General features: G+C 41.9%; 13 protein-coding genes and 1 pseudogene. 6 read left to right on the forward strand and 8 right to left on the reverse strand.

Features of this window, described 5'->3' with window-relative positions:
* Positions 1-553 (reverse strand): hypothetical protein (locus PX482_RS07195; RefSeq protein ID WP_288122256.1); only part of this gene is annotated, 553 nt, incomplete at its 3' end.
* A gap of 117 nt (positions 554-670) precedes the next feature.
* Between PX482_RS07195 and PX482_RS07200 the strand changes: the two genes are divergently transcribed.
* Together PX482_RS07200 and PX482_RS07205 are read left to right on the forward strand one after the other, a co-directional pair.
* Positions 671-1,000 (forward strand): DUF1214 domain-containing protein, encoded by a 330-nt coding sequence (locus tag PX482_RS07200; RefSeq protein WP_002757910.1) that lies wholly within the window; start codon positions 671-673, stop codon positions 998-1,000.
* Between the two features lie 310 nt (positions 1,001-1,310).
* Positions 1,311-2,285, forward strand: a complete 975-nt coding sequence (locus PX482_RS07205; RefSeq protein ID WP_002757908.1) for an SH3 domain-containing protein — start codon at positions 1,311-1,313, stop codon at positions 2,283-2,285.
* 353 nt (positions 2,286-2,638) lie between these two features.
* On the opposite strand, the pseudogene PX482_RS28055 reads toward PX482_RS07205, so the two are convergent.
* The 5 genes and pseudogenes from PX482_RS28055 to PX482_RS07230 all read right to left on the reverse strand — a co-directional run bounded on the left by PX482_RS28055 (position 2,639) and on the right by PX482_RS07230 (position 7,449).
* Positions 2,639-3,205 (reverse strand): annotated as a pseudogene (locus PX482_RS28055) (REP-associated tyrosine transposase).
* 774 nt (positions 3,206-3,979) lie between these two features.
* Complete coding sequence (locus PX482_RS07215; RefSeq protein WP_002757903.1) at positions 3,980-4,255, reverse strand: MoaD/ThiS family protein; 276 nt, start codon at positions 4,253-4,255, stop codon at positions 3,980-3,982.
* 106 nt (positions 4,256-4,361) lie between these two features.
* The gene (gene thrC, locus PX482_RS07220) at positions 4,362-5,666 is read right to left on the reverse strand and encodes a threonine synthase (protein ID WP_002757901.1); all 1,305 of its coding nucleotides are present in this window, start codon (positions 5,664-5,666) and stop codon (positions 4,362-4,364) included.
* Between the two features lie 556 nt (positions 5,667-6,222).
* Positions 6,223-6,768, reverse strand: coding sequence for a 16S rRNA (guanine(966)-N(2))-methyltransferase RsmD (gene rsmD, locus PX482_RS07225; RefSeq protein WP_002757898.1), 546 nt, complete (start codon positions 6,766-6,768; stop codon positions 6,223-6,225).
* Between the two features lie 3 nt (positions 6,769-6,771).
* Positions 6,772-7,449: a uracil-DNA glycosylase family protein gene (locus tag PX482_RS07230; RefSeq protein ID WP_002757896.1), complete on the reverse strand. Its 678-nt coding sequence runs from the start codon at positions 7,447-7,449 to the stop codon at positions 6,772-6,774.
* A gap of 45 nt (positions 7,450-7,494) precedes the next feature.
* On the opposite strand from PX482_RS07230, the gene PX482_RS07235 reads away from it, so the two are divergent.
* On the forward strand, positions 7,495-7,653 hold the full coding sequence (locus PX482_RS07235; protein WP_288122254.1) for a hypothetical protein: 159 nt from the start codon (positions 7,495-7,497) through the stop codon (positions 7,651-7,653).
* Here the strand turns inward: PX482_RS07235 and era are convergent.
* On the reverse strand, positions 7,621-8,577 hold the full coding sequence (gene era / locus PX482_RS07240; protein WP_002757895.1) for a GTPase Era: 957 nt from the start codon (positions 8,575-8,577) through the stop codon (positions 7,621-7,623). The genes PX482_RS07235 and era overlap by 33 nt on opposite strands.
* Positions 8,578-8,612: 35 nt before the next feature.
* Here era and PX482_RS07245 point away from each other — a divergent pair, with 35 nt between their 5' ends.
* Together PX482_RS07245 and PX482_RS07250 are read left to right on the forward strand one after the other, a co-directional pair.
* A complete protein-coding gene (locus PX482_RS07245) occupies positions 8,613-9,380 on the forward strand; it encodes a DUF6816 family protein (RefSeq protein WP_002757894.1) in 768 nt (255 codons plus the stop codon).
* Positions 9,381-9,692: 312 nt separating this feature from the next.
* Positions 9,693-11,228, forward strand: a complete 1,536-nt coding sequence (locus PX482_RS07250; RefSeq protein ID WP_288026634.1) for a serine/threonine-protein kinase — start codon at positions 9,693-9,695, stop codon at positions 11,226-11,228.
* Between the two features lie 324 nt (positions 11,229-11,552).
* On the opposite strand, the gene PX482_RS07255 is transcribed toward PX482_RS07250, so the two are convergent.
* Entirely contained in the window at positions 11,553-11,864 is a 312-nt protein-coding gene (locus PX482_RS07255; protein ID WP_012265041.1) for a transposase, read from the reverse strand.
* A 175-nt stretch (positions 11,865-12,039) separates the two neighbouring features.
* On the opposite strand from PX482_RS07255, the gene PX482_RS07260 reads away from it, so the two are divergent.
* Positions 12,040-12,575 (forward strand): RNA-guided endonuclease InsQ/TnpB family protein (locus tag PX482_RS07260; protein WP_288122255.1); only part of this gene is annotated, 536 nt, incomplete at its 3' end.

A 12,575-nucleotide genomic window follows, 5' to 3' on the forward strand; every position in this document is an offset into this window, starting at 1 on the left:
ATTTAGCGCCTATAAAGACCGAAAGAGCCTCCTCGCTTACGTTAAAAAAGTGCTGGACAATTTTGGAGGCGAGTATGTAATTAATTTTGCCTAGGTACTTATTTGGAATGGCCTTTTTGACCTCGCTCACATAGGCGGGAGGAATGCCGAACTTAAAGAAACCAAGGGAGAAATCAACTAAATCGCCCCTTCTGAAGAGTTCCACCAGCGGATAGCGGTCTGTCTTGTAGGTGCGAACCTTGTGGTGCATCTCGACCATTAGTCCAATTTCCTCAGACCATTCCTGTTGCCCAGTTTCGGATAAGTACCTCTTTACTTCAGACACCGAAGGTGGGATGTAGTCCACGGTATGAGCCGACCAAAGACCTAGATCGTGAAAGCAGGCGGCGATCGCCAACTTGGTCTTTTCTTCTTCGGTGCAGGAATGGAGTGCCAGACAGAAATTGAACATTCGATAGACATGACCCCTGTAACCCAAGTAGTCATCACCGATTCGGTCTTTCCATGCAGCGAGAATTTCTTCTATGAGATCGTTCTTGGTCTCTATGTCCATGCACGCTCTTAGTTCGTAGATTATCTATTTATTGGCATTGTAACCCATTGGAAAAAGCTCCGAATAGATCAAGCCAAAGTCAGGTGCGTTACTTAACGCGCCTTTTTGCTTTTGATCATGGTGAATTTGTGGTTGTTGTGCGTTGCGCTAACACATCCTGCCTTGCTGCTATTCTGGTCAGTTATTCTTTACAGTAATCAGACGCGATCGCAGATGCAGCAGGATCAACAGTTTCCCAGTGTCGGTAGTCAGACTAAAGGGCTTTTGGTTAATGCCGATGGTTCTGTGGATATCTATTTCGGGCCGAAACCGCCTGCTGGCAAGGAGAATAATTGGGTACAAACAATTCCTGAAACGGGTTGGAATACGATTCTTCGGCTTTATGGCCCGCTTGAGCCTTGGTTTGACAAGACTTGGCGACCAGGGGAAATCGAGTTGTTCAAATAGTCCTATCTAGGATATGGCTGAATCGCCGATTTGTTGCTTGGGTTGAGGTGATGAAATTCGGCGATCACACTTCATTCAGAGAGAATGATTGCAGTAACTCGACAATGAGGTTATTATTTCTCGTAGTTGCTTCGCGTTCCTTCACCCAACCCAAAAGATCAGCGATCGCAATCAAGGAGATTCTTTTGAGGACGCAATCGCAAACATCACAGAAGCGATCAAATTATATCTTGAAAATTTACGCGCTGATAATCCTGTAAATTTATGAAAACCCTGAAAATTTAAATTTTTGAATCGGAGAGTTATATTAATGATTAAAGTATCTATTTTTAATCTCAATATTCTGTTAGGCTTGTTAACGGCTTATCTTAATATAAATGTCATTGTACCAGTTGTAGCACAAAAAATTGATGGTGAAACTTCTTCTCATAAAGTAAGAGGTAATAGTTGTGTCAATTTTCGAGCGGAACCATCAATAAATGCCACGATTATTCATTGTTTGAAATCAGGTACTTATATTGACGTTGTTCGGATTCCACCTACAGGAAAGTTTGCTTGGAGTAAAGATGAAGCAGATCGTCTTTGGTATTTGGTATTTGATCAAGATACTAAACTACAAGGATGGGTGATGCCTGACTGTATTGATATTTTTGAAGAAACAAGTTCAACAAGTTGCGCTGATTATGGTTCTAATAAACCGACTCCTTATCCACCCGAATCTTTAGGAAATCTAGATTACTACCAGTTCCGTTACGACGATTTCATTAAAAGAAATCCTGGCAAAGAAGCACCAGATTATTACTTAGGATTTGGAGATAAATATCTGAATATATTTGTGAAGGATACATCTCCTACTCTTACTGCAAAAGGACAGCAATTTATCAAAGAAGTAGGTAAAGCTTTACAACAGAAAATAGAAGATAAATTAGTCGCTAATCCTGATGCTTTTGGAGAATTAGAGCTTAATCCCGATTCCTTCCGTAAATTTGCTTATGGAACACATCCAGATGCTTACTGTGAATCAGGCTGGGGAAAATTACCCAGAACTGATCGAGAGAAAATTATAGAAGCTATAGACTGGAAAGATAAGTATAGGTCTGTCAACGGTTGGGAGTCAATGATAGGACTTATCAATAGGTGTACTGAAATAGGCACAATAGACATGATAATCGATGGAATACCGGGATCAACGCCTTTGGAAAAGAGCCTATTTGTTTTGAGTGTAATTAGCTTCACGGGTTTAGGATTACGAGGACTATTTTTCTGGATAACTCGCTTGTTCTAATTTTCATGAACTTATCGCCTTATCGCCAAAATCATCAATCATGTAAGTGCGATCGCTGATCTTGTAGGTTGGGTTGAGGTGACGAAACCCAACATTGCCTTTATTTCTGACCTTAATTTTTTGGGTTTCACTTCGTTCAATCCAATCTACATTTTATTCGATACCAACTATTAGTGACAAAACCCAACATTGCCTTTATTTCTGACCTTAATTTTTTGGGTTTCACTTCGTTCAATCCAACCTACATTTTATGGTTCTTCGGTTTTTCTTATGCAACAGAAAGGATTATAAGAGATGAAACCCAACATTGCCCTTATTTCTTACCTTAATTTTTTGGGTTCCACTTCTACATTTTATTCCATACCAATATCACTATCAAAGATCAGCCTTTCTGAAGCTCCCCACATCTGATTATAAATTCCTTCTTCAACCTAACGGTGAAAACTGGAATATTGCCAATCTTTCGGAGCGTTTACTAATCCATGATGCACGGGATTATAATGGATGTATTCGAGATGATTAACAAAATCTCGATCGCCGTAGGCGCGCCCTTGGCGACCATCTCGAACTTGATGCTCCCAAAAGCGACGTTGCCAAATAGCCTTTTCTCCTTTATGTTGTCGAGATGTTGAAATTTTACCCTGATATTGAGAATGACATTGACGGCTAAAATAACTTTTAATTAATCGCCAACGAGTTGAAAAATCTGCATCCGTTTCAGGCCATGTCCAAAGAGCATGAATGGGAGCTGGTAAAATGACAATAGCATCAATCTTAAAATGATGTTGTCGCATAACATATTTAAAAGCATTTCGTAGTCAATCCACATTTTCAGGTTCACACAAAATTCTGTGACGATTGTATGTCACAACTGTAAAAAAATAAGTGGCTTTAGGTGTTTTTGCTCTACGGTATTGCATCAAGTTAGAATAACATTTATTGGATTGGTGTTTACGCAACTGGCGTTGGGTTTCGTGCCTCAACCCAACCTACCAAACTGTTTATTCTCTCCTTAAAAAAGTGATTTCTGCGTCATTATTCAGTAATAGATAAATGCTTTAAAATTTTAACAATTTGTTCTTCTGTGCGAGTTTTACGCTCAGATAATACTGCTAATTGATGATAATATAGCGTTTCCTAAGCTAGTGAGGTACACCTATTTTTCTTCCCTTTTGCCTTTTGCCTCTTGCATGAGTGCCTAAAACCCATAACTTTTGTACCTCAGCAGACTGAAAAACGCTATAATCGGCCTGAACTTCGTAAAAATTGGATTGGGCTGCCGCAATTCTGCCCAAGTATTGATATAGCTGGCCACGTTCTGCTCGTCGTTCTTCTCTATCTGCTGCGATCGCCTATCGCTCAGTTGCCATTGCATCGGATAAAACCGCAATAGATTTGGCATTAGACTCAATTAGTTGTTTCAATTGATCATCAGTCATAAGCTAGTGTAGAACGTAGGTCGGGTTGAAGCATGAAACCCAACGCCCGCTCATGTTACGCTACCGCTAACCCATCCTACAAATAATTCTGCCTCCCTACTTACTAAATCCGTTGAGTATAGGTTACATATCAGGAGAGACAAAAGGCAATTTAAATGCGCGGGCAGCTTAGAACTTACCTGAACAAAAGCCCCCAGAAAACATCACTTTCTAGGGGTCTAATTACAATTGACGGAAAACAAACTTATAGGGGGGTTAACCTCCAGCTACCGCAGGAACGATACTGACTTCATCGCCATCTTTTAAGGGGGTTTTTGTCCCATCGAGGAAGCGAATATCTTCGCTGTTGACGTAGAAATTTAAAAAGCGCCGGGGTGCGCCCTCTTCATCGCATAAGCGGGCCTTAATACCGGGGAAACTTGCTTCTAAGGATTCGATTAAACCACCGACACTACTAGCACTACACTCGATGGTAGCGTTATTTTCTGTAAATTTTTGCAGGGGAGTAGGAATGAGAACTTTTACAGCCATAGATATCAAGGAAAAAGTGGAAAGGACAGTAAGCTGTCCGCGAATTTAAATTGCTTGTGGAGATGGGGCAAGAGGATAATCACCCCATCATCCCTTAGTATCAATTCTAGACGAGAACCTGTTGCCATTCGAGGCGTTCGAGGGTGCGGGAACGTTCCAAGGCCCGTTCAAAGCTTTCTAATTTCGGTTCGATTAACAGGGGTTCACCGATATAACCCTGTACCGCTTCTTGGGTTTTTAGACCATTACCGGTGATATAAACGACCGTGGTTTCTTCGGGGTCGATTTTACCCGCTTCTACTAATTTTTTCAAGACAGCGATAGTCGTACCGCCCGCAGTTTCCGTGAAAATGCCCTCCGTTTCTGCCAAAAGTTTAATACCTTCGATAATTTCGGCATCGGTGACGGATTCAATATTACCGCCAGTTTTACGGGCAATATCAAGGGCATAAACACCATCGGCGGGATTACCAATAGCGATCGATTTGGCGATAGTATTGGGTTTAACTGGGGCGACAAAATCCCGTCCTTCCTTGAAAGCTTGGGCAATGGGGGAACAACCTTCCGCTTGAGCGCCACTAAAACGCACTGGTTTATCTGCCACCAAACCGACTTTAATGAATTCTTGGAAGCCTTTATAAATCTTGGTAAAGAGGGAACCACTGGCTAAAGGTGCGACAATATGGTCGGGTAGTTTCCAGCCTAATTGTTCAGCCACTTCAAAGCCTAAAGTTTTGGAACCTTCGGAATAGTAGGGACGCAGATTGATGTTGACAAAACCCCAACCGTAGGTATTGCCCACTTCGGAACAGAGACGGTTAACCTGATCGTAATTGCCTTTAACCGCCATGACCGTGGGATTATAGATTAGGGTGCCGAGAATTTTACCCGCTTCTAAATCGGAGGGAATGAAAACACAACAGTCTAAACCAGCGTGAGCGGCAATAGCGGCGGTGGAATTGGCCAGATTTCCCGTACTAGCACAGGAAACGGTAGTAAAACCTAATTCTTTGGCCCTGGTAAGGGCGACGGATACCACTCTATCTTTGAAGCTGAGAGTGGGCATATTGACGGCATCATTTTTAATGTAGAGATTTTTTAGACCCAAGCGCCGGGCTAAACGGTGGGATTTAACTAGGGGAGTCATACCCGTACCCACATCGATAGGATTTTCACTTTCCACCGGCAAAAAGGAACGATAGCGCCAGATGGAATTGGGACCTGCTTGAATGCTTTCTCTGGTAACGGTGCGACGGATGAGGTCGTAATCGTAGTCCACTTCTAGGGGGGCAAAGGTTTCTTCGCAGATATTCAGCGCTTTCAGGGGGTAGGAGGTCCCTCCTTCCTTAGAAACCAAGCGGGTAAAGGTGGGGATGAATTTTGAGGTTTCGATGTTTGTCGCTAGGGTCATGATTTTCCTGTCTTGCCGTCAACTGAATCTACACACATCCTATCACCGGCAAAATCTTGGTGTCAAATATACCCGACAAAAATAGTCGGGTATAAATTTATACAAAAAATAGGTGATATTCTGGGGAGCAGCAAGGGTTAAGGGGAGATGGTTAAGCTGCTGTGTCAGGAAACTTCGGTGTAGTTTTAGGTCAAAAAAAGGACGAGGAGAAGGGATTTAAGTGTTTTAGGAGGCTATAGCCTATTTACTGCGAATTTTATCGAAATAAGCTCTGATTTTTGTTTAAACAGCTTAAACAGGGGGCGATTAACTGCGGTTGCCAGAAAGTTTCTCGCTTTACTCAGGATGATTGTCAAGAAAAGTGACAAATTATGTGATTTTGTTGAGAAATAATAATTTTTTCTGGACTGCCCAATAAAATTGACCATTTTCGGCAGGAGTCAGGAGCCGGTCGTCAGGAGTTAGAAGATTGCTTTTATTTATTCTCCCCCCACACCCCACACCCCACACCCCACACCCCACACCCCACACCCTACACCCTCTTTCAAGTCAGTGGTCAGGAGATAACTGCTTTTTGATAAAAAGTTAACGTAGTATTGCCGTAGCGTTTTTGACGACAAATGGTTAAACCTTCTAGATTAATTGCTTGCCAAGATTTGGGATTGTGTTCCACGGCAATTTCCCCCAGAGAATCTAATAAATTAGATTGAGAGATGGCAGTTAATACCGGTAAATATAACCCGCTTTCGTAGGGAGGGTCAAAATAAATTAAATCAAAACTTTTCTCCGCTAAAGTGGCTAACTTTGTCAGTACATCTCCCCGAATTACTTGGAATTGCTGGTGAGAAGTTGCTAAATTGCGCCAATTTTCCTTGATAATTTCGCCAGCGCGTCCTGATTGTTCAATTCCGATTACTAGACTCGCACCTCGACATAAAGCTTCCGCACCCATCGAACCATTACCCGCACAAAGATCCAACCAACGACAGCCGGATAATTTCTGTTGCCAGATATTAAATAAAGCTTCTCGCACCCTTGCTGTCGTCGGACGGGTTAATTGTCCTGCTAGGGTTTTTATGGGACGATTGCCGTAAATTCTCATCGGTTAAAAGGCAAATTCAGTTAATCTTTTTTGTAATAAATCAGGAAAAAGGGCATAGTATCTTTGATTGAGAGGAGAGGGATGGGGTAGAGGCAATAAAGTCACTTTTTTTTGCTGTTTTAATCCCTGTTCATCGGTAGCGGTAAGGGTAACTAGGAGTTTTTTGGTAAAGCGTTCTTTATCAAGATAGAATTTATCTACTTCTTTGGGTTTACCGTAGGGTTCAAACCATTTAAAAGCTTCCGTGCCAAGAGGAATGATATGATCACCTTGCCAATAAAAAACGAGCAGTTTTTCTATAAATGGACGGAAACGATCTTTCACTTCCCCAGAATAAGCTTTATTACCCGGGGGTTTGTAGGGAACTGTATTAGTTAGGAAAATTCGATCGCACACCGATAATAGCTCTTGACGATCGTGGGATTTTCTCCCCTGCCAAGCTTGAAAAAATCCCTCTCTCACCATTCTGCCGGCAGCCCCGATCAAAGGTTGTCCTGCATACACTTCATCTCGTCCTAAATCCCGGCCAAAAAAGCATAACTGACTAGCCAGATTACCAGCATACAAAACTGGTTCAAAGGGGTCTTTTTTGGCCTCTTGGTAAATTAGGGTATCGATGGGAAAATCCTCTTTTTTTGCCTCTTGGTGTACCTGTTTAATTAGGGTTTTAATATCGGCCATTATTCCAGAAATCGGTTATTAGTGGCTCTCCATTCTACTACAAAAATGAAAATTATCAGTCTTCAGTCTTCAGGAGATTATTTTTATTTATTCTTCCTTTTCCCCACCCCCCACACCCCACACCCCACACCCCACACCCCACACCCTACACCCCACACCCTACACCCCAATTCACTCCTCGGTGCGATAGCCAAATTCTGCTAAAAGTGAGCGAGATTGTCGCCATTTCGGTTCTACCTTCACAAATAATTTTAAATATACCTCCCCGGCGATTAACTTTTGAATAGCCGATCGAGCGGAAGAGCCGATCGCTTTTAACATACTGCCATTTTTACCGATGACGATCCCTTTTTGGGAAGCTCGTTCCACGTTAATGGCGGCAAAAACCTTGGTTAAAGCGGGAGTTTCCTCGACGCGTTCAATCACCACCGCCACAGAATGGGGAATTTCCTGACGGGTTTGCAGTAAAATCTGTTCGCGGATTAATTCGCCCATAATAAACCTTTCCGGCTGATCGGTGACTAAATCGGGGGGATAGTAATAGGGACCGACTTCGAGGGAATCAATTAACAGATTTTGCAATTCTTCGATTCCCGTCCCCTCCAGTGCCGAAAATTTGAGTAGAGACCAGTTATTTTCCGCCGCTAAGGTGCGATAACTATCGTCGATAGGCTCCCGGTCTTCCGGTTGCTGATCGGCTTTATTTAGCCCTAAAATCGTGGGAGTTTGGTTTTTAGTCAGTAAATCGGCGATATAGCGATCGCCACTACCCAAAAAATTGCTACTATCGACAACAAATAAAACTAAATCTACAGAATTTATGGCGTTTTCAGCATTTTTAACTAAAACTTTGCCTAATTCGTGATGGGGCTTGTGAATGCCGGGGGTATCGACAAAAATCATCTGGGCGCGCTCGCTGGTGACAATGCCGCGTAAACGGTTGCGGGTAGTTTGAGCGATGGGAGAAGTAATGGCGATTTTTTGTCCCACTAATTGATTCATCAGGGTGGATTTGCCCACATTAGGACGACCAATAATACCAATAAAACCCGATTTAAAACCAGTGGGTGCGATGGGAATTACTGCCGAATCGAGATTAAAGGCTTGGGAGTTGATCAAATCGTTCATAATTAAAGAATATTTCTTAAAAAATATTTTTACCCATGCAAAGGATAATTTTGTTCTTGTTAGTATTGATTCTAGGCTGTAGTAACCATTTAAAATTGTCTATGGCAGGAAATTTAAGCGATCGCTTAACTAATTATCCTCGCTGGATGACTAAACCGGTGGTTAGTTTTGCCAGCGGAGATTTAGTTTATCCCGATTGGATGGTAGGCAATTGGACTGTCACCAGTACTCTGATCGATTTAACCGCTCCTCTTGCTCCCCAGATTATCACACCTGGTTTTGAAAGTAATCGTCGTTACCTAGAACAATCGATCGAGTTTCCAGTGAGATTCATTGAGAAAGCTATGTCCAGACCGATAAATGCTGCCTTTTTATCCACCATTATCAGTAAACCATCAATTGTGGCCGATCGATCCTTTAATGGTTTAGCAATTAGTCGCGCCTATTTGGGTAGTCAATCGGTATTATCGGTAAAAACTGACCCCAATAATCCCAATCGTCAGATTACCTTTTTACGGGGCGCTCATCAACTAATTTCCACGGTAATTGCCAGAAATAGCGAAACTCCTAGCCGAAATCAATTTATTGCCACAGAAATTAGTCAACAAATTTTCCAGGGAGAAACCAATACTTATCTTAATGAGGTGGAAACCACCACCGCCTATCAGTTATTATCTCCTAATAAAATTCTAGGCGATCAGGTGACAGCCATTTATCTTTCCCCCCAATCGCCTGATTATTTCCAAGCGCCGAATCGTCCTGTGGCTTTGTATCGTTATCGCTTACAATTGCTGAAAGATTAATATAGATCCTGAAAAAATCAAAAATCTTCCCTTAGGTGAGGAGACAGGAAGAGAAAAAGACAAGAGACAATTCTAGCCATAAAACCTAAGATTATGTCCAAAAGGAATTAAGAGAACTTTCCTGGGCCTAGTTTTCGGACTTTATTGGAGGACTTGGGGACGATTGGTTTGAATACTCTTAATCCCTCCTACAGCAGATGTTATGGCCTTTTGTCAACGGGGAAGTTCAGTAATAATCATCAACAGTTGATGGTCTCATAGTCTCAGCATCTGTGTTAGAGTTAAGCGATAACTATGTCCTGGGGAAAAACTATGAGTCTTTGTTTTAATCCCACCTGTCGCCACGAAAACCCTAAAGATATTGTATCCTGTGAACGCTGCGGTCAGTCATTAAAGTTAGGCGATCGCTATCGAGGATTGAGAGAAATTGGGTCTGGGGGGTTTGGTATCACCTATTTAGGTATAGATGAAAGCGAAACTAATCACCCTCCCTGTGCGATTAAACAATTTTCCCCCCATAGGACTAATGATGCTCAGGTATCCTCTGGCCTCTTCCGTCGAGAAGCCCAAAGGTTACAGGTGCTTAACCATCCCCAAATCCCCAAATTTTTGGCATATTTTTATATAGATGAACAACAGTATCTTATCCAAGAGTTCATTCCAGGAGAAACCTTAGAACAAGAATTAGCAGCAAGGGGGGTATTTGGAGAAAGCCAAATCCGAGATATACTCAATCAAATTTTACCGATTTTACAATATCTACACGCTAAAAACCTAATTCATCGGGATGTTAAACCCGCTAATATTATCCGTAGAACAAGCGATAAACGTCTCTTTTTAGTAGATTTTGGGGCGACTAAACTCCACACGGGAACTAACCTGGCTAAAACGGGAACTAGCATCGGAACTGCGGAATTTGTCGCCCCAGAACAATTACGAGGAAAAGCGGTTTTTGCTAGTGACCTCTATAGTTTAGGTGTAACCTGTATTTATTTATTAACTAATACATCACCGTTTAATTTAGTGGATGGTGATAATAATTGGGTATGGCGAGACTGGCTTGGGGAAAATACGGTTAGTTCTCAATTAGCGGAAGTTTTAGATGGTCTAATTGCGCCAGGTCTAAGTAACCGCTATACATCAGCTTCAGCGGCATTAAAAGACCTCAATCAGCCTCGCAAAGCGAAAAATGTCTATGGTAATTATTTGTGGTTTGGCAGTGCAATTGCTGCTTTGATAGCCCTGTTTTATGGGTTCAAAACCACCCAAGAATCATCAAAGATTGAACCACCCACCTCACCAACTCAACCGATTATTCGCCCCAGCAATTTAGAAGTAATTAAATTATTATCTATTTATGTTAATGTACAAAATACATCCTATTTAGACAAGGGAAAATTTCTTGAAAAACTCTCAGGATTAATTGCCCTACCCAGCCATTATTTTGAGGTACAAGTTATTAATAATCATGGAGTGCAAATAGCCGCGATTCCTCGCCAAAGTGATAGTTATGGTTATGTAGCGGTTTTATGGGGGGGTAAAATGTCAGATGCCGATACCAAACGCCAACAAAATTGGCAACCTAAAGACCCGACAGATTATGGAACTTTCAGTATTCCTAATTTTCGGAAAACCCCCTCCAATTATGTCACGAGAGTTAGCTATTGTGAAAGCATCCAAACGACGACAGAACCGCCATTATTATCAACCGTAGGGGATTCACTACCTCTTTCCAGTGATGAATTACCCTGTCCCCAGGGTTATGCTTTTTCTTTGGGAATCATTGATGCGATCGGCAAATTAGCAGCCACGACCGTTCCAGCCGTCATTACGCCAATTCAAAAATGAAACGCATCGGCCTTAAGATTTGAGAGAGAAAGGCTGATCAGGTGAACCTCCCGCGCATTTAAATTGCTTGTTGAGACGAGGCACTCTGGCAACAGCAAAGGGATTGGGGGAGATTCGGCTAATCTTAAGAATAAGCGGTTGCCCCCTAGTTCTATCTCAAGGTCGCGAGAGGAATCCCGTTAAACCGCTACGCAGTTAACGGGAGATGAATCGCGACCAGAATGAAACTAACGCGGTAGCGTTTCCACTTTTGGGGAGTTTTGGTTCTCGACGTATTTTTTTAGTTGTTCGACAGTAAGTAGTCGTGCAAAATTAATTTCTTGGTTAGGATAGGCAAAAGGCAAGAGGCAAAAGGCAAAAGCTTGATCGAAATGTGTAATTAATTTTGCTTAGGTACTTAACTCCGCCACAACTAGCCACGAAATAAGCTCCCGTCCAAAAATAAGGTTTATTGTCGAAATACTTGGCCGCCAAATTCGGAAATTCCTTTCTAATTAAGCGACTACTAACTGTTTTAAGGTTAGCGATTAATTTGGATAAAGCGATGTCAGGTTTGTCATCAATAATCCGGTGAACGTAATCTGATTCACCGTTGAAATCAAGCAACACGCTTTCCCATTTCGTGAGCGTTGACACAAAGATTTCTTTAAGTCGGGCTAAGATTTCATCGTTAATAGCAATGGCCGGTATTTGATGACGAATACGACGTGAGCGGTAAGTCTATAAACAGAGCGAAATCCATGATTGTAATCAGTTGACATATTAGATGGTAAGTGTTATAATCTAATTTTACATCACGAAACGAACGACAGTGATAACGCTTACCTACCAGTACAAACTAAAGGTAAACAGACAACAGGAACGGGAGATCATCCACATTCTTAATGTTGCCAAAAGCGTTTATAATTACGCGCTCTCGGAACGGAAAGATTGGTTAAACTCTCGAAAGTGTCTTGCGGATCGCTGTTCGTTAGTTTCCGAGTACATAATTCCTGCGGATGAACCCTATCCAAATTACTTCGTTCAAGCTAAAAATCTAACGGAAGCTAAAAAATTCTCTGCGATATTAAAGACGGTTAACGCTCAAGTTTTACAGCAAGTCTTAAAAACTGTAGATAAAGCTTTTGACCAGATAAAATCGAAAGGCTTCGGCTTTCCTAGATTTAAGAAAAAGATGCGAAGTTTTGTTTTCCCTGCGCTGTCAAAAAACTTTCTAGGGGATGGATGTTTGAATTTTCCACAATTAGGAAAAATTAGAATACGGCCATCTAGAGAATACCCGTCTGGGTTCGAGCCTAAACAAGCTCGAATTATCCAAAAAGCGTCGGGATTTTACGTTTCGGTTTC

The sequence above is a fragment of the Microcystis sp. M53602_WE12 genome (assembly GCF_030065455.1).
Lineage (GTDB): Bacteria > Cyanobacteriota > Cyanobacteriia > Cyanobacteriales > Microcystaceae > Microcystis > Microcystis aeruginosa.

What these genes read in the sequence shown, in the direction of transcription:
- rsmD (WP_002757898.1), bottom strand. Translation starts at nt 6,768, where the DNA reads ATGAGAATTTACGGCAATCGTCCCATAAAAACCCTAGCAGGACAATTA.
- PX482_RS07245 (WP_002757894.1), top strand. Translation starts at nt 8,613, where the DNA reads ATGCAAAGGATAATTTTGTTCTTGTTAGTATTGATTCTAGGCTGTAGT.
- PX482_RS07200 (WP_002757910.1), top strand. Translation starts at nt 671, where the DNA reads ATGGTGAATTTGTGGTTGTTGTGCGTTGCGCTAACACATCCTGCCTTG.
- PX482_RS07230 (WP_002757896.1), bottom strand. Translation starts at nt 7,449, where the DNA reads ATGGCCGATATTAAAACCCTAATTAAACAGGTACACCAAGAGGCAAAA.
- era (WP_002757895.1), bottom strand. Translation starts at nt 8,577, where the DNA reads ATGAACGATTTGATCAACTCCCAAGCCTTTAATCTCGATTCGGCAGTA.
- PX482_RS07235 (WP_288122254.1), top strand. Translation starts at nt 7,495, where the DNA reads ATGAAAATTATCAGTCTTCAGTCTTCAGGAGATTATTTTTATTTATTC.
- thrC (WP_002757901.1), bottom strand. Translation starts at nt 5,666, where the DNA reads ATGACCCTAGCGACAAACATCGAAACCTCAAAATTCATCCCCACCTTT.
- PX482_RS07215 (WP_002757903.1), bottom strand. Translation starts at nt 4,255, where the DNA reads ATGGCTGTAAAAGTTCTCATTCCTACTCCCCTGCAAAAATTTACAGAA.
- PX482_RS07205 (WP_002757908.1), top strand. Translation starts at nt 1,311, where the DNA reads ATGATTAAAGTATCTATTTTTAATCTCAATATTCTGTTAGGCTTGTTA.
- PX482_RS07250 (WP_288026634.1), top strand. Translation starts at nt 9,693, where the DNA reads ATGAGTCTTTGTTTTAATCCCACCTGTCGCCACGAAAACCCTAAAGAT.